Here is a 23,105-nt window from a genome sequence, read left to right on the forward strand (position 1 = left end):
ACTATTTAAAGAATCAATTTTTTGCTGATAAAGGCTTCAAATTCCTTACGTTTGACGAGTTTTTTAGTCCCTACATAAAGAACAAACGGGCAATTGGGTTGCCGTAGCATATAGTCAATTTTATTGATTCCAATATTGCTGTACTCGGCGGCTTCTTTGAGTGTCAGTGCGACCTTGAGGTGAATTGGAACGGGGTTTATTGGGTGGCTCACTGATAATCCCTCCATAAAATAGTTTCTCTTGCGCATGTAATCTGTTGCAAAATAAAAAGCCATACGCAGCAAAGTTTACTGATGTGACCTTGTCTTAAAGTATAAAAATATAATATATTTATGTAGATATAATAGTAAAATCATCATGACACAATTGTGCCGTAATGTGAGACAAGTAGAATTATATTTAAGAGGAATCGCGATTCATGATAGGAAAACCTGGTCAATTATGCGTGCGAAAGACGCGATAGCTCATAACCGACCGGGCCTGGGTTCGAGCCCCAGAGGCTCCACCAAAAAGGGAGTAATTTTCAGATGTCACCGACATCGAAAATTACTCCCTTTTTTATAAGGTGTCCAAATTTGGACATCTTACATAGATGGTTCAACGCCGGGCAAAGCTCCAAGTCGAGCAAGGCGGTCATACAGTTCGGTCAATCGCTTCATACCTCGATTTCGACGCTTGATGACCGTTCGGATACAATGATGCTCCGCATCCGCAATACCTTGCCAGGAAAGACCGTCAAAATAATGTTTCTTCAAAACAGCAGCATCCTCGGGATACAGTGCGCAAAGATAAGTATCTAGCCGATTTGCCAGCATTTGATAGACTTCTAGTTGTGAGGCGATGCGAAGTCTGGTATCTCTGGTCTGCTCGAGTCCAATCGTGTGATAAGACAAGGCAATTGCTGCAGTCTTATCAGAGATACGACTCTCCTGCACAGGCGATTCAGTAGGATGAGAAAAGGTTAGGGTTTCAATCAAGTCATCTGTCTGAAGTTCATCGAAGGGTGCCAGAGATTTCAACTCGAATTCAAGAGTAGTAATATCATTGCGAAGCTGTGTATAACCCTCCAGTTGGCAGACAACGTATTCCTTTGCAGTCACAACAGATCACCACCTTTCTGAAAGCATCTGTTGATAAGATTAAAACGCCCGTCACGGATTTTGTGTCCCTTCCTTGTACTACGTTTAAAGAATATCACAGTAAAAACTGCATCTACAAGTACATACTTTCTGCCTGTTTTCCTGGTATGGCCGAATGCCTTGTCCGTGTGTACAACCCGGTGATGCAGTGGGGCATACAATGTGTATGGCACTGACATTGCACTGACCATTCGCTGCTGTGTTTTGGTAAAAGCGTTCGATTTTAACATTTCGTTTCCTCCTTATAGTCGGCTTTGCAATGAAATTCGGCCTTTTTGTACTGCCTCTCGGCAGATACGCTATTTAGAAGGAAAATTGGGGACAAAATAAAATGCCCTTGCAGAATATGGTGAATATCTGCAAAGGCTCAAATGTAAATAGCAAGTTGTAGAAAGGATTGGACAGCACATCTGGGAAATGTATAATGCCTCTGTATTCCCTCCGCCCTAGTACTGTATTGGGGACAACAAAAAACTAATGGAGTCTTTTGTAACACAGGAACTGACGACGAAGAGTACAGCACTTTTTCTGTATCTCCAAACGGACCAAAATCTACTGACCTATCGAACCCAGTGCGCTGAAATTTGGGTCGACAGCTTCAATCAGCTTGTCTGTCAGCCTTTATAGATTTACTAAGGGAAATATTCAAATTCTGCAAGAATATATTGGTTTTATATAGCAGAGGAATAGAATCGGGAAACAAAATTGCAGTCAAAACTCCTGCCAACGCCAGAGAAAAACTGCTCACCGCGCTAGAGTCTGTTTTAAAACCATCAAAGCAACCAAACAAGGCTACAACAGGTAAGACAGACAACAGCGTGAAAATAGAGTGCTTTCTTCTCATGCCTGGTGGCAAAACGGCGGTTGTTTTTCAGCTTGAGGAAAAGGTTTTCCACCAGATGACGCTCTTTGTACGTGTGCCAGTCTGTTTTCTTGGGGTGTTTGGCAGTGATATGGCTGGGAAACACCACGATTCCGCCCTGTTCTTCCAACCAGCGTACAAATATCGCTGTCATATCCTTTATCCGCCGGAATGAGTTTGCCGTTTAAATCAAAAGGTTCCAACAGTGCCTGCGCCACGCAGATATCATTACGGTTCCCACTGAAGAGCAAAAAGTGCAGTGGATCCCCAAGTCCATCCGTTACCGCATGGACTTTCGTGATCAAGCCTCCCCTGCTCCGCACGGTTTCCTCGTGATATCCCCCTTTTTAGCCCACTGGCGTGTTGGTGAATCTTGATCGTAGTGCTGTCCAGCCTCAGCGTTGTTTCGTCCACCAAATCCTGCTCAGTCAGGGTTCTGAGGATATTTTCCCATACTCCGGCTTTTGTCCAGACCCGAAACCGACTGTATATGCTTTGCCATGCGCCGAACCGCTCCGGCAGATCCCGCCATGGAATTCCCGTGTTCAGCCAGTATAGAATCGCGTCAAGCATTTCCCGGTTGCTTTTCCCTGGACGCCCTCCTTGCGGTTTCCTCTCAGGTGGGAACTTGTACTTGATCCTCTTCCATTGTTTTTCGCTTATTTCATGCATCTTCATGCTCTCATTTTATTACATCGTCGTTTTTCACTCAATCGCAAGGTTTTAAAACAGACTCTAGGAAATCAGGTGCTGAGAAAGGTGGAAGAATTCGCAGAGTCCGCCGCCGCGGGCGCCGGAAATATGCTTCGCTATGCATCTGTCCGCACGGCTACGGGCAGGCGTGCACACCAGCTGAAGCAGCGAATAAGAACAAATCTCGATTGATGAAGGCGGCTGGGAGAGTCGTGCAACCAAGGAGAAAAAGCCCGGCAGACCCCACGCACGGGCACGCGAAACAGCGCACGGATGCCCAAAGCCGATACCCCCGTTGTAAAAACCCTACGCCAGTCGGTAAAGACGGCGCAGGCCCCGGGTGTCGGGTTTGCCCTGTTCGTCATTCTGCTCATTTGTTTGATCGCCCTTGTGGCGGGTTTTGCGTTCGGCATTTTCTTTTCAGCGGAACCGACCGGGAAAGGGATAACGCTAAAGCAGGCGGAGCAGACGCTGAATACAGAATACTATGAGTGCATCAAGTAACTCGAGGCCGACGTTCCGCACAACCGGGTGGAGTATACCTCTGCGGACAACTCAGCGTCTATCCATTGGGAGGACGGTATGACACGTTCCCGACTGGAAAGGTCAGGCGCAAGACTGAAAAGATGGTGAAAAAACACTTGGATAGTCTGTATGCCGATGGTACAAAAGGCGAAGTGTTTACTCATCTTATGGAACTCATCTCCAGTAAGGAAAATACCAGAATGATATATCGGACAACCAAAGGGAATACGGAGAGCAGTACTGTAGGAGTAGATAAACGCACCGTACAAGACCTTGCCAAATTGAGCGAGGAAAGATATGCAGCGCTGATTCAAAAGTAGTTCAAGAGCTATCATCTCTGTTCTGTCCGCAAGATGGAAATTCCCCAACCAAACGGAAAGATCCGGCCTCCTCGAAATTCCGACCATCGTTGACCACATCGTGCAACAATGTGTCCTGTAAGTTTTAAGGCCAATTTGTGAAGCAGAATTTCGTGACTATTCCTATGTGTTCAGGACCAACCGCTCCACAGAACATACCATGTCCAGGTGTAGCCAGCTAATACAGCTATCGCATCTGTTTATGTTGTGGACATTGATATAAAAGGCTTCTTCGACGTGCGTCCGTCAAGGCGTACTGACACCGCTGGAAGTGGTACTGGATTAGAAAAAATTCCAGTTGGTCAAGGTATTTCATTATATAGAATCTAGCTTGTTATAATAATCATTTAAGAAAAAACAAGGTGGTTAAGATTCCAGCAACTACCAATAACGGATAGCCTCGGCTGCTTTTCACCACTCTGGTGCTTTGGCAATGCCAATGACATGACTGAAGGTACCGAAAGTCACGACTTAAGTAACAGCGTTTTCAAGCCGAACCATTGGTAGGGTGCAATTCCGTAGGTACCGCCCAAAATTTCGGTTAGAATAATAGATGTCGTTGTGATAGCGCTGATGTCGTCAACCATTTCGCTTACGCGCATCCCTATGGTAGTGGTGATGCTCTATCATAGATATCGGTACCATCTGTAGAGTCATCTGTGACATCTAAACCAACAGTGGCATTGCATGGCTCGGAATTTCTCTGTACGACGAGCCAGCGCAAGTTTTTGTTTTCTCCTGCCGTGACCATTGACTTTCAGATAGCCGACGGTTTCACCGCTCGGCTTTTTTATAATAAGACGATATGAAAATAATAGTAAGGAGGAGTGCAAGCCGCCGCTACTCATTTCTGAGTAGCGGCGGCTTGCGGGGAAAAGCTTTTTTGAATCGGCTACTTCGCGGCTGACTCACTTTGAACTTTCTGTTCAGCCCGGAAAGCGGCGTTTTTCTCCTGAACTTCAACCATTTTTTCGCGGCTGAGCGGATAAAAGGCCATTGCAATGTAGTTGCAAATCCAACCAATAACGGGCAGGCCAAGCCATACGAACATTGTCATCCAGAAAAGCTGCGGAGAACTGGCATCACCCGGTTGGGGTTGAGTAGAAACATATCCGATCATCGTTACGCAGAAAGCTACAATTGTAGAAGAAACAGAGGAGAACAATTCGTCGATCAGAGACTGCAACGTACCGATGACACCAGGGACAAAAGCTCCAGAACGCGACAGCTCGTAGTCTACAATGTCAGGAATCATGGATTGCGTCGTCGCGGACAAAACGGTATTAGCGCACATCCGTGCAATAAATAAAACAACAAAAATTGCAGTGGGCAAAAACGCTTTGGTAATATTGGTCGGGTCTGTTACTACGAACAACAGAAGCATGGCCCCGGTGAGTACCATATTAATGGTTGTCCATTGGATACATGTTTTTTTAGCGCCATATTTGCCGCCTAAGTAAGAGCCGACAAACAGAATGAAAATGGTGAACGGCAGTTGGATCATACTCAGGTTGCCGCTCCATTCATAATTGTTGATCAAAATACCCCATAGTAAAGTAGTGACGACCGCTTCGGTGGAAGCACGAGAGGCAATTTTATCGGAAACCGCCGCAACCAGATACATTTGCAGCGCGCGATTTTTTACCAGCACATTAAAGGTGTCTTTTAAATTTACGTTTCCACCGCTCTTTTTCTTTGGGAACATTTCTGGCCGGTCCATAGGAGAAATTGCAACCAATGCAATGATTTCCAAAACCAATACGACCAGTAGAGAAGTAAGACATAGTTCCTGAAAAGCGCCTATGGTCAAGCCGCGATACTTCGGGAAAAGAACTTTCGACATATAAACGCTGATCAGAGTGGAAATCACTGTGGAAAAAATCATCAGCCAGCGGTACAAAATCGGCCGGCGCTTCGGGTCTGTGGTGATAATAGCATTACCGGTATGTGTTGCAATCGCACAAATACTCGCACCAACATAGTAAATGCAGCAAATTACGGTAAATACAACCGGGCCGCTCCCCAAAAACCAGAAAAACAAAGCGAACAGACACAACACCTGAATCGCGCGTCCCACGATGGTCAATACACGCAGACGGCCAAACCGTGTATTAACGCGGTCGGTGATCAGCGCAAGGAACGGGTCGATCAGCGCATCGAACAAGCGCGTGTAAGTAGCGATAAGGCCAGCGGTAAACACCAAGATTCCGTACCCATCCGCTGCCAGATAGCTCATAAAGCCCATTGCGGCGCCAATGACGGAACTTGCGGTTTGGTGACAGGGCCAGCCCGCAAGACGCCAACCAGCAGTGTCTTTTGTCAGTGCAGAAGCAGACATTAAAAATTCCTCCTGTTTTTATTAGATTATCGCTTTTTATGCTTTAGCAGAACCAATTGCCGTGTTATCCTCCTTTCCGCCATTTCTTAATACTTCAGCGCCCAATTTTAATATCTGTAAGCTGCTCATAATACTGGGCGATAGCGCTGTGATCTTTTTGGCCACCTTCATGGTTGTGCAGCCACTGCAAAACTTCCTGCACACTGGCGGTCATGGGTACCAATGCGCCAACCGTGTGCGCACAATCCAGTGCGTTATTCAAATCCTTGATGTGCAAGTCGACTTTAAACCCGGGTGAATCATTCCCTGCAATCATCATCGGCGCTTTTGCATTCATGACTGTGCTGCCTGCCAGTCCACCGCGAATTGCTTCAAATACCAGTTGCGGGTCTACACCTGCCTTTTGAGCCAGCGTCAATGCTTCGGCCAAGGCTTGAATATTACAGGCCACAATAATCTGATTTGCCAGTTTTGTTGTATTGCCAGCGCCCACTTCGCCACAGCGCACTACGCTGGATCCCATAGCGGAAAGAATAACCTTGTATTTTTCGAAAACATCCCTTTTCCCACCAACCATAAAGCTGAGCGTACCGTCCACCGCCTTGGGCTCCCCACCGGAAACGGGGGCGTCGAGCATCTCGATGCCTTTTTCCTCCAACACCGCCGCAATCTCTTTCGAAGCAACCGGATTAATGGAACTCATGTCGATGAATACACTGCCGGGCTTCATGTATTCTGCAACGCCGCCCTGTGCCAGCATTACTTCTTTGACCTGCGGTGAATTCGGTAGCATCGTCAGTACCACATTGCACATTTCACCGATTTCCTGCTGAGAGGCATAGCGGGCTCCAGCGGCTACCACTTCATCTACATTGGATATGTTGCGGTCGTTCACCATGAGATCCGTGTAGCCCGCTTTCAAAAGATTTTTTGCCATAGGTTTTCCCATAATGCCAAGGCCAATTAAACCGATTTTCATAACGATAAAACTCCTTTGTTAAATTTATTGTATTGATTCCTCAATCGCGATCGCTTCGTATTCTTTTAGAATATCCAGTGTGATTTCCAGACCATCATTGGTTTGTTGCGTTGTCAGGTGACCGCCGTTCAATGTTTTTGCTGTACCGTAAATGCCCGGCAACAGAAGATGAATTTTATATACAGGAACCGGTTCAAACCAGCTGTTGGCAAAGCATCCAGTTGTGTTGACAAGCTGAATTAGAAGAAGGCCTTTTTTTCTGCACATAGTCAACTCTGTCATGGGAGTCAACTTCGGTGCCAATTTCGGCAGACCACAAAAACTGAACAAAATGTCCTGTAAAAAACAGGCGGGATTGGTGTAGCCCTCTCTTTGATACAGCGCCGCCCCTTTCCAAGGCAGGTACAATCCACGTCCTTTCCCATATGATGATACGACTAAACCATGAACAGGTTCATTTTTCTCAAAACAGCAACATTCCGGCGGCCCAAACGGATGCTCAGGAATCAACCGCAAATATCCCTTTGAATTTTTTTCAGGCGTAACACACACCAGTTCTTCACCGATATCCAGATATGGTGTCTGCATACAGTTTGGAAATGCATCCTGTTCTTCTTGGGGAATCTCCAGCATAGACGCACGCAAGCCTGTACGGATTTCCTGCACCTTGGCAACGCCCAAACAGTGCAAAGCAGCATTACCGGTCACTAGAGCAGAACTGCCTGTCGCCACAACCGTGCCGCCGGAATATGCAAACGCATCAATCAGGCTTGCCTGGCGCTGCGACAAATTACTGATGTCGGGCAATATCACAAGCCGTTTTTCGGACAGCTGATTGTTTTCTCTCAAATCGGACAAAGGAAGTTCGTCAAAGGGCACATGGTTTTCTGTCAAAATGCGAATCCACCCCTGCGCTTCCGCGTCCGTGCGATGCCAATCTCCTGCATGCACCAATAGAACCTGTGCCGCGCTTTGCAATCCGGCGAAAAGCGCTTCGTGTTCCTTGTGGAACTGGAATACCCGCTGCGTAGGTTTAAAACATGAGGTGTCCCGGTGGTTATCCAAACGCCCCATAATATACAAACTGACACACCCTGAATTTGCCAAATTCTGCCATTGACGCAAGGCCATCAACGCAGGCGAAACGGAGATAAACCGATGACGGAAACCTATAAAATCTACGCTTGCATCATCGCTGGGACGTGTGCGCAGAGTCCCTGCGGCCAAACGGGAATTTGAAGAGGCTTTATAAATCCAGTTGGAACGTCCGTATTCCGTTCCTACTTCACTGCGTACAAAATCCACACCGTTAACAGCCAGCTCTGGGTTAAGTGCTTTCACAAAATCAGCAAGCTTCTCTTTTTTTTGCGCATTACACCGTGCATGAAATGCCGCATATTCTCTCAAAGCGGGACTGTGTGAATCTCCTGTTTCTGGCACATCTTTGCCGGTTTCCGACTGATATTTTTTACGACAGGTTTCGCATTGGCACAAACCGTAAAAGCGCCCGCTGTAATCTGTTAACAAATAACCGCTCATGTTACAGAACAAACCGTCGAAAGGGTGGGTGTCAAACAGTTCACGCAGAATTTCAAACACACGGGTATTTTGATAATCACTGTTCGGACAGACACTTATATAGCCGTTGTAATTGACAACGCTCCCGTCTGCAAGGCGTGCGGCCCACTCCGGATGTTGTTCATATACATCTTGACGAATGCGGGAAAAATCTGTGCGTGCGATAACGCGAAGCCCCTGCTGATGGCATTCTTCTATGATGCGGCGGAGATTATCGCCAGTCAGGTAAGCGCTTCGCGGTTGAAAATCCAGCTGGGTCTCATAGCTGGCAATGATTCCGGCTGCATTCAGGTTCACCACTGTGGCGCCAAAATCTTTCAGGCTTTTCGCAAAAGCAGCGGCATCTATATCCGCCATATCGGGTTCGGGCAGATTTGTCTGAACCATACGCCAAGGCGTTGTTTCCCACCAGTGTGCCATATCCCCTCCTCAAATTCGCTCGGCGCTGCGTGCGCCGGAGTATATGTTTTTTTCGCTGAGCCGATTTACAAATTCTCCATTTTCACGATATGCCTTTATGTTTTGATATACATAGCTCAGCATACGCTCTTCGCGGTCTGGCAGGGCAGGTGTACAATGTGGCGTAACAATTACATTGGGCATATCCCAAAGCGCGCTGTCGGGTGGCAGCGGTTCTGTTTCAAAGGTGTCCAGGCCTGCGCCGGCTATCTCTTTTTTTTGCAATGCAGTTATGAGCGCTGGCTCGTCTACCAGCTTGCCTCGGCCCATATTGACAAAAAAGGCCGAGCTTTTCATGGCACGGAACTGTTCTGCGCCTATCATATGGAAGGTCTGATCATTCAGCTCGATGCAAAGCACCACATAATCGCAACGGGCAAGAAGCGCATTCAAATCACCGTCCTCTTCTGAGGCGTATATTTCATCTACATATTCCACGGGGCTGTTGCTGCGCCTCCAACCCAATACCGTCATATCAAACGTTTTTGCCATACGCGCCACTTCACGTCCGGTTTTTCCAAGGCCAATCACGCCGATGGTTTTGCCATGCAACCCGGTTTTTGTAGCATACTCACGTGTGGAAGCCCATTTATGTTGCGTTTGTGCTTGTAAAAGCATGGGCAAATCATATGTAAGGCTTAGAAGGAACATTAAAACATGTTCCGCCAGAGCTGGTGCACTGCGTCCGGAAGAGCTTGTCAGAATGATTCCCCGCTCAAATACCTCCGGGCGGGCAGAACGATCCAGTCCGGCGTGGCAGCAATGTATCCACTTGATATTGTTCCCCGCTAAAATGCTGTCATTTAAATCTCCGTTCAGTATACACACATCTGCTTCCTGGGCTGCCTGTGCGATTTTTTCTTTTGCATCTGGTCCGTAAGGAATGCAGAAGGTTACCTCGGCAGGTTCTAACGCCGCTTTCAGTCGTTCCTGATTTTCCGGTTTCAGGTAAGCTGTTACCAACGCTTTTTTGATTTCAGGCAAAATTGATTCCTCCTTGAATATATCTATATATAAATTTTTGAAAAGGTGTAGCGTGTATGATACAATAATCTCGAAGTTTTTGCGGTTGAAGCTGCACGCGCGTCAAACTTTGTGAATGTGAAAATATACAGAAATGCATTTTTGCAGGAGGGGAAAATGGAATTTCAGGCTCGAATCGAAGTTTTTTTAGAACTTCTGTCTTGCGCGAAACCCTTATTCTATTGGCGATACGACGGACAGGGCGCTCTGCTGCACAGTACCTGTTCTTCTGAAAAAATGTTGGATGCTGTTCTGCGCCATACGGGAGGCCTTGAATACGCCTATACAGCACCCAAGCAAGCTCCGTTGATACTAAATGGTGATGCGCGGCTGATGTGGATCGCTGCGCGGGAGATGAGCGGAAATTCCGTCGTAGAAATCCATGTATTGGGGCCTTTTTTCGGGAATGAGCCGCACCCGGATTGCCTTGATGAATTGCTTTCCGCCGAAGAGGCGCAGGCTTCCCCACAATGGAAGCACGCATTGGAGGAAACACTCCATACACTGCCGTTTCTCTCAATGCCGTTTTTTACGCAATATGCAGTGATGCTTCATTACCTTGTAACGGGAGAAAAAATAGATGTCAGCGCTGTGCAGTATCAGTTGGGAGAACTTACGCCAGATTCCGCTTTTCCCCGCATTTCCACACGAAAACCGCCAAAAGATCGAATTCAGATTTACCGGGCGGAGCGGGCGCTTTTGAACGCCGTGCGCGATGGGGATTTGGACGGAGCGGCTGCTATGGCCAATGCCGCAGATGTGGCGCGTGTGCGGCAATATACAGATAATCCGCTGCGAAACGCGCAAATCGCCTGCACAACGTTTGCCGCAGTCTGCACCCGCGCCGCTATTGAAGGCGGTCTCTCAACAACCATGAGTTATTGTTTGGGCGACGCTTACATCAAAAGTTTTTTTGCCGCGAAATCCCTTTCAGAGGTGGCTGATATCAAAAACCAGATGTATATGGATTTTATCCGCCATGTGCGTGCTTGCCGCAGCAATCCTAAATATTCCAAAATGGTGCAAGGAAGCTGTGATTATATTGAGTTGCATCTGCGTGAACCGCTAAGCATCGACATTTTGGCCACAAGGCTTGGATACTCCAAATATTATCTGTCCGCATGTTTTAAACGCGAAACTGGATGTTCTGTCAATGATTACATCAAATTTGCCCGAATCGAACACGCAAAAACACTGCTTTCCACATCGGATACGCCTATTGCTGAAATCGCAGAGCGCTTGGGCTTCAATTCGCGAAACTTTTTTGCAAATACGTTCAAACAATGTGTGGGCAAAACCCCGGCGGAATACCGCCGTGAAACGCTCAATACTTGAGCGAGTGTTATGTCTGCAATCGCAATGTATCACATTTTTTCAACCTTGGATACTTTCAAATTCGCTTTTTAGTAATTGAATTTCATTTTTTTTGGAATTGACATGAATTTGTGAACATTTTCGCGAAAATAAAACTATTCCAACAGGAAATCCCCCTGTACAATATCCATGCAGAGCATTATGGATTTGTGCAGGGGGTGTTTTTTGTGTATTTACTTCATGGTTCGGATTCCGAAACAAAAAATACGAAGGGGAGGCTTCATAATGGCTGTCCATGTTGTAAATGAAGCGCGCCGTTGCCTGAACTGCAAGATTCCTCAGTGCCGAAAGGGCTGCCCGATTCAAACGCCAATCCCGGATATGATTCGCTTGTTTTTGGACAATCAGCTTGAACATGCAGGACAAATGCTGTTTGAAAATAATCCGTTGAGTGTAGTCTGCTCATTGGTTTGTGACCACGAAAAGCAATGCGAGGGGCATTGTGTCCTTGGACGCAAGGGCGAACCGGTGCATATCTCCAGTATCGAGAATTATATCTCAGATTCCTGCTTGGACAGACTTTGCCTACAGCGTGACAAAAATAAGAACAAGCGGGTCGCAATCATTGGGAGTGGCCCAGCAGGAATCACGATCTCGGTACTGTTGGCCGAAAAAGGATACGATGTGACGCTTTTTGAAAGCCGCGATAAAATCGGCGGTGTGTTACGGTATGGCATCCCGGAATTTCGTTTGCCGAAAACCATTCTGGATCGTTATAAAATACGACTTGCAAATTTGGGCGTTAAAATACGTCCGAATACGGCCATCGGCGGTGCGTTGACAATTGACGATTTGCAGCAGGACGGGTACAAGGCGATTTTTATTGGAACCGGCGTATGGCGTCCCAAAAAACTGGGAATCCCGGGCGAGAGTTTGGGACATGTACATTTTGCCATTGACTATTTGGTAAACCCAGATGTGTATGAGCTGGGGGATAGGCTTGCAGTAATTGGCGCGGGGAACTCTGCTATGGACGTGGCGCGCACGGCCCTGCGCAAAGGCGTTAAGAGCGTATCGGTTTTCTGCCGCCGTCGGGAAGCAGCTGCCAGCAGCCGCGAGGTCGACTATGCAACGGCGGACGGCGTGGAATTTCTTTACGGTGCACGCCCGTTGGAAATCATCGATAACGGCATAATTTATCAACAGGCTTCTTTTGACGGAGATGGGGCGGTAGCAAAGCTGAGTGAACCGAAATATTTCCCTGCGGACAGCGTAGTAATTGCCGTGAGCCAAGGGCCAAAAGATAAAATCGTCAGCACGACCACGGGCTTGAATATAACAGACCGTGGGCTTTTGGCCACAGACACACATGGAAACACAAGCCGCCCTGGTGTTTTCGCAAGCGGTGATGTAGTATTGGGGGCACGCACAGTCGTGGAAGCAGTAAAATATTCCAAAGAAGTGGCTCGGGCTATGGATGAATACCTGCGGTCGATTGGATGAACACGCGAAGGAGAGGAAGAGTTTTACGAAACAAGCATATGCACCGGGATTAAAAGGACCTGGACCACTGGGTCGCATCGATTTTGGTAATCCTGCGCTGAAACCGATGCTTCGGATGATGGCAGACAATATGAAAAAAGATACGCGCGCATATCACCCCCCTGAGGGATTAAGACTCCGCAGTTTGTCGGTAGATAATGGAAACGGCAGACAAATTTGGTGCTTTGTCATGGAACCGGAAGGCGAGGAAACGCGGAGTTTGCCAGGAATGCTGTATTGCCACGGCGGCGGCTTTTTCCTACCACTACAGGTGCCGGCGCTACGGCTGGCTGCGAAGTACGCCGCTGCACTGCACATGCGGATATTTTTGCCTGAATACCGCCTGCTGCCGGAGCATCCTGCACCTGCGGCATTTGACGATTGCTTGGCTGTGTGGCGGCAGATGATGGTGCGGGCAGAGGCGTTGGGACTTGATGCCACCAAAATTCTTTTGTACGGCGAGAGCGCCGGCGGCGCGCTGGCAGCAGGAATGGCGCAGCAACTCCTAGCCGAATGCGACGTGCGGCCCGTCGGCCAACTTCTGATTTATCCGGTGCTGGATGACCGCTGCGGCCGATATGCCTCGATGGAGCAGTCTGTAGATGTCGCATGGCCTCGTAGCTCCAACGAACAGATGTGGCGGGAATACCTGCGCGACATTACTTCACCCGCTGCGCCGCTCGTGCCTTTGCGCACGGATTACAGCGCGTTGGCGGGCCTTCCGCCCGCTTACATCGAACCGCAGGAAATCGACATTTTACACGATGAAGCTGTAACCTATGCCGAGGCACTGACCGCTGCGGGCATAACGGTACAATTGAATGAAGTATCCGGGTCGTACCACGGCTTTGATGCGGAGTCGGATAACGCTTTTGTCAGCCGGGTCATCCAGCGACGGCTTTGCGCCATGAAAACTATGCTGGAAAGCTCCAGCCGGCAACCCCGGCCGTGAGAAAAGCTACCGCTCTATCTAACTATCTATATTCAAAAGAAAGGTTGAATTGAATGACAATTGAACAGCGTGTAAACGAAGCAAATCAAAAGGTAATGGATATTCTTTTGAACGGCCGTCCGGTATGGAAGGATGTGCGCCCGGCGCTGGAGGCGATTCCGGGTATGACGCGGGAAAGCATTTTGGTTGCCGGACCTCCTCTGCCTGCTGAAAAAATCACGCAGCCCATCCGCACGTCCATCTGCGGCGCTGCCGTACATGAAAAGCTGGCGGTCTCTCTGGATGAGGCATGGCAAATGGTACTGGATGGACGCATCAAAATCAAGCCCGCGCAGGACTACGCCTGCGGATGTGCCGCCTGTATGGTGGTGTCGGCCACTATGCCTGTAATCGTGGCCGAAGACCCGGTGTATGGCGGAAAAGGCTATGCACCCATTCATCCAGGCGCCAACCCAAAGGTGTTGCGTTGGGGGTTGTATGATGGCGAAGTAGAACAGGATTTGTGTTGGATGCGGGACGAGTTTGGACCAGCGTTGGGACAGGCTGTGCGGGCATCCGGAGGTATCGACCTAGTGACTGTGTTGGCCAAAACCGCGGGAATGGGAGACGAGAATCACAACCGGCAGCCAGCAGCTTCCATGTATCTGGCACTGCAAATCATCCCACATTTTATGGACGTGGAGCATCCGAAAAAAAACGATATGGTTCGCTTTCTGGCGGGTAATGACCGTTTCTTTTTGCATGTGATGATGGCAGGTGTGGAGGCGCTTACTGTGAAAGCGAAAGAGATTCCCCTTTCCACTGTGATGGCAGGTATGGGTGGAAACGGCGTGGAATTCGGTATTCAACTCTCTGGAACGGGAAACCGATGGTACACTGCGCCTGCCCCTGTCATTCATGGGATGCTGCTGAAACCATCCTATACGGAAGAAGATCTTTTGGGATATCTGGGCGACAGTTGTGTAACGGAGGTATATGGTCTGGGCGGGATGTCCTCCATCGCGGGTCCGGCTTATGCGCGCTTTACTGGAGCAACCTTTGCCGAGGCAAAAGAGCGTACGGAAAAGGCTCGTGCGGTTTCACTGGGTGAGCACACATTCGCTCCCATTCCTTGGGATGAATACCGCGGATTCCCTGTGGGGATCGACGCGCGCAAGGTTGTAGGATACAATATTTTGCCCATCAGTCACGGCGGTTCCGCGCTGAAGACAGGCGGGCAAGCTGGCGCGGGGGCGGCCGAGCTACCGCTGGAGTGCTTTCGGGAAGCACTGCGCGGCATCCGGGACGAAGCGCTGCGCAAGCAGCAGTGAAAGGAGCAGGGAGCATGAAGGTATATGCACAGATTAAAAAAGGAAAATATATTGATTCTCTGGAAACACTGTTCAGTTCATCCGTATTAAATGAGCAGCCCGGTGTCGACGTCGGATACGTCGGCATGGCCACGGCTTCGTTCAAGGATATTCTGGCAGAGATCGGCTTGATGACAGAGGAAATCGACGGATGCGGCGACAACGACTATGTGATTGTTGCAAGGGCAGAATCTGAAGAGGCGTTCCGTCAGGCTGCGGCTGCGGTTACGGAGGATGCGGCGGCTCAACAGGGTGGTGCGGAGCAATCGAACGGAGAGAGTTTCTCCAGTGTGCGCACGGCTGTACAGGCCCATCCGGAGGCCAACATGTGTTCCATAGCGGTACCGGGAGAATATGCGCTTTCCGAGGTGAAAAAGGCTCTGAACGTGGGGCTGCACTGTGTGGTGTTTTCCAATAACGTGCCATTGGAGGACGAACGCGAGATGAAAGAACTTGCGCGGGAAAAGGGGCTTTTGTGCATGGGGCCGGACTGCGGTGTGGCCAATATCAATGGCGCAGCGCTGGTTCTGGCAAGTATCAATGCCCGAGGTCCATTTGGAATCTGCGGTGCTTCCGGTACGGGTATCCAGCATGTTGCTGCGATTTTGCATGCGGCCGGGACAGGCGTGAGCCAGACCATCGGCACAGGGGGCAACGATTTGAAAAACCCCGTGGGTGGGATCATGATGCTGATGGGTATTGACGCGCTGGAGGCGGATATGGATACCAAATACATCGCGCTGATTTCCCGCCGTCCAGGAGATGAGGTATTACCCAAAGTTCTAAACCGCATTTCAGAGTGTCGCAAGCCGGTAGTCGTGTTCTTCATGGGGTGTGAACGAGAACTGATTGAAAGCGCAGGTGCTGTTTGGGCGGAAAACCTGGATGACTGCGCGCAGAAATGCCTGAATCTGATTAGCAAGGAATACCCGCTGGAAAGCGATGAGGAACTGTCAGACCGTGCAGCAGAGGCTGTAAAGATGCTGGGCAAAGAGCAGAAATACGTGCGCGGCGCGTTTAGCGGCGGGACGTATATGGATGAAGCGATGCAGACGCTTGCTGAGAAAGTTGGCCCAATTTATTCCAATAGTCCACTGAAAGAGGATTGGAGATTGCTCGATTCTCATGTAAGCGTGGAGAATACCTGCATCGACTACGGAGAAGAGGAGTTTACACTGGGCAGACCACATCCGGCCATTGATCCGGGTGTTCGCCAGCCGGCCATCCTACGGGAAGCGGCTGACCCGGAAACCGCAGTGATTTTGCTTGATTTTATTCTGACGCCGCCGGGCCATATGGATCCGGCGGGTTACGCTCTGGCGGATATCCGTGTCGCACAGGAACAGGCGCAGGCCCGAGGCCGACATCTGATTTTTGTTGCTTCCGTGCTGGGCACAAACGCCGATCTGCAAAATCTGGACGAGCAGTGCCAAAAGCTGCGGGAGTCTGGTGTGTTGCTGTGTAGGACCAATGAGCGAGCATCGGCGCTGGCTGGGGAGATTATTCGTCAAAAGAAGGAGATGGACGAACATGGAATGTGAAAAGATCATGGAACTATTCCATTCGGAGCTGGTGACCGTCAATGTAGGCCCCAGGCTGTTTGCTACGGCGTTGGAACAGCAAGGATATCGCACAGTGCAAGTGGATTGGCGGCCCGCCGCCGCCGGCGACAAAGAAATGCAGGAAATTTTGGAGTTGCTTGGAGGGCTGGATTGAAATGAAAATTCTGGTTTGCAATGTCGGCAGTACTTCACTGAAGTTTAAGTTGTATGAGATGCCCGCTTGTGAGGTTTTTGCGCAAGGTGCGGTGGAACGCGTAGGTTCGGGCCGGGACGCTATCGTCTCTTACAATAATAACCACACCGGTGCGCGGGTTGACCTCGACGGGCAGGATATTCCGGATTACCAGACTGGTATCGAGTGGTTTCTTCAGGAGTTGACCGAAGGTCCACGAGCCGCGCTTTCCAGCGTGGAAGAAATCGAACGCGTGGGATTTAAGGCGACGCTTTCCAAGGGTCATTTCGGTGTTCACGAAATCGACGAAGCGGTTCTAGACGGAATGAAAGAGTGGCTACCCATGGCGCCGCTGCACAATGCCGCGTATATCAAAGCAATTGAAGTGATGCGGGAAGTTTTGCCAGAAGCGCGTTTCGTGGGAGCCTTTGAAACGGCGTTCCATCGAGAAATCCCTATGGAACGAAAAATTTTTGGCGTACCATATGAATGGTACGAAAAATACGGCGTCCAGAGGCTGGGATACCATAGCGCTTCCCACGGATATATTGCGGATGTTTTAAATAAAGAAAAAACGGAGTATGCCGCAATCTCCTGCCATTTGGGCGGTAGCAGTTCAGTGTGTGCCATCCTGAATGGGAAAAGTGTGGATACCAGTTTTGGGATGTCGTTGGAATCCGGCTTGATTCACGCAAACCGTACCGGAGATATCGACTGTGGGATGGCCGCTTTTCTGCGAGGACAGGGACTAAGCGAACAGGAAATTCAAGAAGGCTTCCAAAAAAAAGGTGGACTTCTGGGCATTTCCGGCGTCAGCAACGACATGCGCTATGTTATCGAAGCAGCTGACAACGGCAATATTCGGGCCAGACTTGCCATGGAAGTGTTCGTGACAGGAATCGTCCATTACATCGGCGCGTTTTATCTGGATTTAGGTAGATTGGACGATTTGGTATTTACAGCGGGAATTGGCGAACATTCGGCTCGCATCCGCCGCATGGTGTGTGAAAAACTGATGCCCATCGGCGTCAGAATGGATGAGAAAAAGAATGAAGATTGCCACGGAGAAGGTGTTATTTCCACCGCAAATTCCGCTGTCTGTGTTCGCGTTATTCCAACGAATGAAGAACTGGGCATCGCGCGTAGGACATATGAGATTTAATAAATATCTTTTTTGTAACAGGACGACAAAAAGGGAGTATTTTCAGATGTCATCGACATCGAAAATTACTTCCTTTTTTATAAGGTGTCCAAATTTGGACATCTTACACAGATGGTTCAACGCCGGGCAAAGCTCCAAGTCGAGCAAGGCGGTCATACAGTTTGGTCAATCGCTTCATGCCTCGATTTCGACGCTTGATGACCGTTCGGATACAATGATGCTCCGCATCCGCAATACCTTTGCCAGGAAAGACCGTCAAAATAATGTTTCTTCAAAACAGCAGCATCCTCGGGATACAGTGCGCAAAGATAAGTATCTAGCCGATTTGCCAGCATTTAATAGACTTCTAGTTGTGAGGCAATGCGAAGTCTGGTGTCTCTGGTCTGCTCGAGTCCGATCGTGTGATAAGACAAGGCAATTGCTGCAGTCTTATCAGAGATGCGACTCTCTTGCACAGGCGATTCAGTGGGATGAGAAAAGGTTAGGGTTTTAATCAAGTCATCTTGTCTGAAGTTCATCGAAGGGTGCCAAATCTTTCAACTCGAATTCAAGAGTAGTAATATCATTGCGAAACTGTGTATAACCCTCCAGTTGGCAGACAACGTATTCCTTTGCAGTCACAACAAATCACCGCCTTTCTGAAAGCATTTGTTGATAAAATTAGAAAACCTGTCGAAGATTTGTGTCCCTTCCTTCTCTTGGGCACGGCTTTTCTCACCGCCTTCATTCTGCATCCGCGGAAATCTTTATTGATGGGGGATTGCTGGAACAGAAAATTTCGGCGCAGAAACAGGGCGTGGAACAGGAATCAATACACTCACCGAACGTAGTGTTTCAAAAACGCTTTGCAGCCCGCGCCAAAAATTTCTTCCTGTAAAATAGCAGGCGCCCGCCTATAGAATATGGGCAGGCGCGCATTTTCGGGGAACACTTTAACGGTTGTACACCTCAAACACCAAAACACGCATCTCGCTGTCTCCGGTGTTTTTTAAGAAGTGGAACGCGAACGGCTTATTGATTAGGACATCCCCGGCCTCGACCGACGCTGCTTCCCCATTCATGCTATACAGGCCGCTGCCCTCCAAGACCAAATAGACTTCATTGTCATCTCCATGCGTGTGTTCGCCAAAAGACGCGCCGGACGGCAAAACGGTATAGTAAAGGAACCGCACCGGCGTATCAAAGCTTTCCGGGCCAAGAACACGGCAGTTCCGGCACAGCCCTTCGCCGCCATGGACAGACTCTATCTGAGCCGGCTGGCGCAGAAAATTTACAATTTCCATCTCTAAACCTCCTTTGTGTGCGGCGGAATGTCTGGCATTCGGCACTCACGCTATTCTACGGTTGCAGGTCTATGGCTGCAGGACAAAACGCGGCAGAGTATCCAAATCGGCTGGTACGGTGACGGTACGTCCGCCGTCATAAACCGTTCCATCCACATATTTCCATCGTCCCGTAGGTAGCACGACGTTCCGCGTGCGGTCACCCTTTGTCAAAACCGGCGCAACCAGCAAGGAATCCCCCAGCATAAATTGATCCTGAACCGTTTCCATACCCTGATGTGGGAAACAATATTCCATGTATCGGACAATCGGCTCGCCAGTCTGCGCGGCGTGTTTTGCCAACGCGAGAATGTCCTCGGTATACTGTTCATGCAGTTTTGCCGCCTGAACACATAGCTCCGCCGCTTTCGGCGGCAGCACACGCCAGGGGGCCGCCGAAAACTGCATCATCGGCATCAGGGCGGCGCACTGTGCATAACGCACGAAAAGTTCATCGTCCAGTTTATCGCTGTTCGCCGTGAAATTGGCGTATTCCCCGCCGCCAATCATGTCCGGGCAGCTAAATGCATAGCCGAGCATCCCCTGTGTCAGCGTATTCGGAATGAGGGAGCCGACGCCGTCCCGGCCCCAGCTGTGGTTTTTATCCGCAAGGCGCTGTACCAGCGGAGCGTTTGCCATTGCGTAGCAGGCGCGGAATTCATTGTATGGATAGCGCAGGCCCGCTTTTGCCCAAAGCGTGCTCTGTTCATTTGCACTCACATGCCCTACCGTACAGTCGTCGTCCCGATAGAATTTCGCGTCTCCGCCATCCATCTTGAAGCCGTCCACGCCGTATTTTTTTACAAGGCCGTCCAACTGCGCATTCAGCCAGCGCATGCCATCTTCGCCTGACATATCCAGCACCGCGGACCATCCGTTCCACCACAGGCGCACGGCCGGCTCTCCCTGTACGTCCCGCACGAGGGCATTCGTCTGGCGCAGCGCCCGAAAGACCGGGCTGTCTGGGGAGATGAAGGGCGAGACCCACAGCATGACGCGGAATCCCATAGTGTGTAGCCGCTCCACCATCCCGCGCGGATCGGGGAAGCGATTGGGGAGAAAGTCCCACATGCCGTAATCGCACATCCATCCGTCGTCAATCATCAGCACGCCGGGGGAATACCCGTTCGCCAGCAGCGCGCTGGCATACGTGAGGATGCCCTGTTGGCTTTGGCCGTATAGCAGCTCGATCCATGTATTGTATTGCGGAGCGGTGAAGAAAAGCTCCGGGGGCATCACGCCTCCCACCGGTAGGTGATCCCGAACCAGCGCGTTCCATGCGCCGCGCAGGGTTTTGCAGCCATCACGGAATTGGATTTCAGCGTCGGGAGAGTACATATTCAAAACCCCGTTTTCAGCGGAGACACGGGCACCGCGCTCACAGTACAAGTAGCGTCCGTCGCTGGAAACCAAAATCGCCGCCGCGCCGTTTACAGTTTCGTTCGGCGTGAGGGACCGGCTATATCTGCTTTCTCGGGTGATCGGCAGATCCACGCCGTCCTCCACGCACAGGCCGTACCATGCTTCGCGCGGCCCAATCTGCAGGTGTTTTTCATCTTTCATTCCGTAGCCCCCTTTACTGCGCCGCCGCTTCATCCAGCAGGATGTCCAGATTCGGATGCAGCTGAAGTACGGAAGCCGGAACCTCCGGCGTAATCGGCCCTTCCAGCGCGCGGCGGATGATCTCCGCTTTATGCACGCCGTTTGCCACCAGAAGGATATGGCGCGCCGCCATCACATCAGCAATACCCAGCGTAAGACCCTGCGCCGGAACCTTGTCTGCACCGCCAAACAATTCGGCCTTGGCCTGCAGCGTGCTCTGCGTAAGATTCGCCACATGAATGTGCGCGCCGAAATCCGCGCCCGGCTCGTTGAACGCGATATGCCCGTTTCCGCCGACGCTGAGCAACATGAAATCAATTCCGCCGAAACCTCGCAGCTTCCGCGCGAAGCGTTCCCGTTCCTGTTGCGCCTGCGACGTCGGGGCGACCGGAACATAAAACTGATCTTCCCGCAGGCCCAGCGGGGCATACAGATCCCGCACAATGCGGAAATAACAGCTGGCTGGTTCTTCTCTGCGCACACCGACATATTCATCCATGTTAATACATTTTACGCGGGCGCAGTCCAAATCCAGCGCCTGTTTTAATTCAACCATCCGGGTAAAAATACCGGCGGTCGTGTCGCCCGTGGCAAGGCAGAGCGTGCTGTCTGGTTTTTGCAGCACCTGCCGCAGCACTTTCTGTGCGGCCGCGCGATCAAACGCCGCACAGGGTACGATGGTTTTCTGCATAGCGATTTCCTTTCCTGTTTTGTCAAACCCATTGCTCAAACGCAGTGAAGCATTGGGTCGGGTTAGACTTAGATTTTGGGCAGATTTTTCCGTGCGTGCCACAGGCACGCCAGCATCCCGGCGGCGCTGATGGCAAACAGCACGGAAATGCTGCGCTCTGTGCCAAGGCTATGCTCTAACGTAGACTGGATTCCCGAAGCAGCCAGCGTGGCCATATAGCCCATCAAATTGGAAACGACAGCCACCGCGCCGAGGTATACGGTTTTCCCCTCTTCTGGGCAGGACGCATATTCCATGTTCAGCGTGGCAAGGCTGGAAGCCGACGAACCTGCGGTGGCGATGCACTGCAAAACCGGCGCGGCGAACAGCGCCGCTGTCGGTGTGATGAGAAACCAGCCCATGTAACCACAGCAGGAAAGCGCGCTGGCCGCGGTGAGTACAGAGCGCCAGCCCCTGCGATCCGCCATGCGCCCCCAAACCCAGTTGCAGAAGATCCCCGTCACGGAGGCAAGAATCGTCATGACGCTGATGTAGCTGTGGGAAAGCCCCAGCCCGCGCAGGAGATACACCGGTAGGAACACCGAGGAAAAATTCCCCGCGATAAACCACAGCGTATCGAACAAGATGACTGAACGAAATTTGCGGTCACGAAACGGACGCAGGAAATCCTGGGGCCTGATGTTCAAGACTTTCTGCGACGGGGTTTCCCACACATGGGAAAGCAGTGCGATGTCCAGAAATGTGAGCAGCAGGATTGTCCCATATACAATAAAGTAGCCCGTCTGCGGCTGTCCCTGACCGATGAAATAGTCCAGCTGGCGCCCCATCAAAAACATTACCGACGCGTTGACGATGGAGTTCAGGATATTCTTTTTCGCGAAGAAATTGCCCCGACTCTCCTGCGGTGCGATGGAAAGGATCCATTGATTCAGTCCCGGCGTAACAAAGCCCGCGCACATGCAGGCGAAAAAATAAAGCAAGAATACCGCCGTCTGCCGCGACGCCGAATGGGAAAAAAGCAGCGGGACGAAAGCGGCAAGGCCCATGCTGAATCGGAACCCCAAACATACCAGCACGATGCACAGCTTACGGTAGCGCAGCCGTTCAAACAAGAACGGAGAAACCGCCTGCAGGATGCACCCCAGCATAGGAAGCGCACCCACAAGTGCGCTGAAGGCCGGGCTTGCGCCCATCCACGTGAGATACCCCACCAAAAAGTTCCCAATGCCAAGAGAAAAAATTGTGCCGGCAATTGCCTCTTCCGCCAGAATGATGCGGCGGCTCTGCGCCAGCTGCTGTTCTACCGGAGGCGTATGGGGGAAAAACTTTTCATACAACCGCATTTTCCGCATTCCTCTCACATGATTTGGCCGCCGCCCTGACATTTGGCGTGCTTTTCTTCCTGTTTGAACAAACGGGGGGATCGCCGCCAAATACTCAAACGGCGATCCCCCAATCGGAATCAGCTTTTAGCAGCTCGGC

The 23,105-nt window shown here is 50.3% G+C and carries 21 protein-coding genes; 8 read left to right on the forward strand and 13 right to left on the reverse strand.

Going from position 1 to position 23,105, the window contains the following annotated elements; genetic code table 11:
- Positions 1-5 precede the first annotated feature (5 nt).
- The 4 genes from TQ39_RS14695 to TQ39_RS21995 all read right to left on the reverse strand — a co-directional run bounded on the left by TQ39_RS14695 (position 6) and on the right by TQ39_RS21995 (position 2,679).
- Positions 6-227 carry an excisionase gene (locus TQ39_RS14695; RefSeq protein WP_154523485.1) on the reverse strand — a complete coding sequence of 74 codons (222 nt, stop codon included), beginning with the start codon at positions 225-227 and terminating at the stop codon, positions 6-8.
- 357 nt (positions 228-584) lie between these two features.
- Positions 585-1,100, reverse strand: coding sequence for a hypothetical protein (locus TQ39_RS14700; RefSeq protein ID WP_050006069.1), 516 nt, complete (start codon positions 1,098-1,100; stop codon positions 585-587).
- 879 nt (positions 1,101-1,979) lie between these two features.
- Positions 1,980-2,306: a transposase gene (locus tag TQ39_RS20950; protein ID WP_158557730.1), complete on the reverse strand. Its 327-nt coding sequence runs from the start codon at positions 2,304-2,306 to the stop codon at positions 1,980-1,982.
- Positions 2,230-2,679, reverse strand: coding sequence for an IS5 family transposase (locus tag TQ39_RS21995; RefSeq protein WP_082052285.1), 450 nt, complete (start codon positions 2,677-2,679; stop codon positions 2,230-2,232). Before TQ39_RS21995 ends, TQ39_RS20950 begins: the two co-directional genes overlap by 77 nt.
- Before the next feature lie 288 nt (positions 2,680-2,967).
- Between TQ39_RS21995 and TQ39_RS14720 the strand changes: the two genes are divergently transcribed.
- Positions 2,968-3,198 carry a hypothetical protein gene (locus TQ39_RS14720; protein WP_050006073.1) on the forward strand — a complete coding sequence of 77 codons (231 nt, stop codon included), beginning with the start codon at positions 2,968-2,970 and terminating at the stop codon, positions 3,196-3,198.
- An 844-nt stretch (positions 3,199-4,042) separates the two neighbouring features.
- Here TQ39_RS14720 and TQ39_RS22000 read toward each other — a convergent pair.
- From TQ39_RS22000 to TQ39_RS14745, 5 genes are all read right to left on the reverse strand, one after another.
- Positions 4,043-4,198: a hypothetical protein gene (locus TQ39_RS22000; protein WP_416339342.1), complete on the reverse strand. Its 156-nt coding sequence runs from the start codon at positions 4,196-4,198 to the stop codon at positions 4,043-4,045.
- 272 nt (positions 4,199-4,470) lie between these two features.
- Positions 4,471-5,916: an MFS transporter gene (locus TQ39_RS14730; RefSeq protein ID WP_050006075.1), complete on the reverse strand. Its 1,446-nt coding sequence runs from the start codon at positions 5,914-5,916 to the stop codon at positions 4,471-4,473.
- Positions 5,917-6,010: 94 nt separating this feature from the next.
- On the reverse strand, positions 6,011-6,895 hold the full coding sequence (gene garR / locus TQ39_RS14735) for a 2-hydroxy-3-oxopropionate reductase (protein ID WP_082052286.1): 885 nt from the start codon (positions 6,893-6,895) through the stop codon (positions 6,011-6,013).
- 24 nt (positions 6,896-6,919) lie between these two features.
- Positions 6,920-8,893: an alpha-amylase family protein gene (locus TQ39_RS14740; protein ID WP_050006077.1), complete on the reverse strand. Its 1,974-nt coding sequence runs from the start codon at positions 8,891-8,893 to the stop codon at positions 6,920-6,922.
- Between the two features lie 9 nt (positions 8,894-8,902).
- Complete coding sequence (locus TQ39_RS14745; RefSeq protein ID WP_050006078.1) at positions 8,903-9,916, reverse strand: D-2-hydroxyacid dehydrogenase; 1,014 nt, start codon at positions 9,914-9,916, stop codon at positions 8,903-8,905.
- Positions 9,917-10,072: 156 nt separating this feature from the next.
- Here TQ39_RS14745 and TQ39_RS14750 point away from each other — a divergent pair, with 156 nt between their 5' ends.
- The 7 genes from TQ39_RS14750 to TQ39_RS14780 all read left to right on the forward strand — a co-directional run bounded on the left by TQ39_RS14750 (position 10,073) and on the right by TQ39_RS14780 (position 18,008).
- The gene (locus TQ39_RS14750; RefSeq protein ID WP_050006079.1) at positions 10,073-11,290 is read left to right on the forward strand and encodes an AraC family transcriptional regulator; all 1,218 of its coding nucleotides are present in this window, start codon (positions 10,073-10,075) and stop codon (positions 11,288-11,290) included.
- A gap of 264 nt (positions 11,291-11,554) precedes the next feature.
- A complete protein-coding gene (locus TQ39_RS14755) occupies positions 11,555-12,772 on the forward strand; it encodes an NAD(P)-dependent oxidoreductase (RefSeq protein ID WP_050006080.1) in 1,218 nt (405 codons plus the stop codon).
- Entirely contained in the window at positions 12,747-13,763 is a 1,017-nt protein-coding gene (locus tag TQ39_RS14760; protein WP_082052288.1) for an alpha/beta hydrolase fold domain-containing protein, read from the forward strand. Before TQ39_RS14755 ends, TQ39_RS14760 begins: the two co-directional genes overlap by 26 nt.
- 53 nt (positions 13,764-13,816) lie before the next feature.
- Positions 13,817-15,073: a YlbE family protein gene (locus TQ39_RS14765; protein WP_050006082.1), complete on the forward strand. Its 1,257-nt coding sequence runs from the start codon at positions 13,817-13,819 to the stop codon at positions 15,071-15,073.
- Positions 15,074-15,087: 14 nt separating this feature from the next.
- Positions 15,088-16,653 (forward strand): hypothetical protein, encoded by a 1,566-nt coding sequence (locus TQ39_RS14770; protein ID WP_050006083.1) that lies wholly within the window; start codon positions 15,088-15,090, stop codon positions 16,651-16,653.
- A complete protein-coding gene (locus TQ39_RS14775) occupies positions 16,643-16,828 on the forward strand; it encodes a hypothetical protein (protein ID WP_050006084.1) in 186 nt (61 codons plus the stop codon). The genes TQ39_RS14770 and TQ39_RS14775 overlap by 11 nt, the downstream gene beginning before the upstream one ends.
- Position 16,829: 1 nt before the next feature.
- On the forward strand, positions 16,830-18,008 hold the full coding sequence (locus TQ39_RS14780) for an acetate/propionate family kinase (protein ID WP_050006085.1): 1,179 nt from the start codon (positions 16,830-16,832) through the stop codon (positions 18,006-18,008).
- 932 nt (positions 18,009-18,940) lie between these two features.
- Here the strand turns inward: TQ39_RS14780 and TQ39_RS14790 are convergent.
- From TQ39_RS14790 to TQ39_RS14805, 4 genes are all read right to left on the reverse strand, one after another.
- On the reverse strand, positions 18,941-19,291 hold the full coding sequence (locus TQ39_RS14790; RefSeq protein ID WP_050006087.1) for a cupin domain-containing protein: 351 nt from the start codon (positions 19,289-19,291) through the stop codon (positions 18,941-18,943).
- A 69-nt stretch (positions 19,292-19,360) separates the two neighbouring features.
- Positions 19,361-20,893: a glycoside hydrolase family 31 protein gene (locus tag TQ39_RS14795; RefSeq protein ID WP_050006088.1), complete on the reverse strand. Its 1,533-nt coding sequence runs from the start codon at positions 20,891-20,893 to the stop codon at positions 19,361-19,363.
- A 13-nt stretch (positions 20,894-20,906) separates the two neighbouring features.
- On the reverse strand, positions 20,907-21,623 hold the full coding sequence (locus TQ39_RS14800; RefSeq protein ID WP_050006089.1) for a glucosamine-6-phosphate deaminase: 717 nt from the start codon (positions 21,621-21,623) through the stop codon (positions 20,907-20,909).
- Between the two features lie 68 nt (positions 21,624-21,691).
- Complete coding sequence (locus TQ39_RS14805) at positions 21,692-22,966, reverse strand: MFS transporter (RefSeq protein ID WP_050006090.1); 1,275 nt, start codon at positions 22,964-22,966, stop codon at positions 21,692-21,694.
- Positions 22,967-23,105: the final 139 nt, after the last annotated feature.

This window comes from Ruthenibacterium lactatiformans, assembly GCF_000949455.1.
GTDB lineage: Bacteria > Bacillota > Clostridia > Oscillospirales > Ruminococcaceae > Ruthenibacterium > Ruthenibacterium lactatiformans.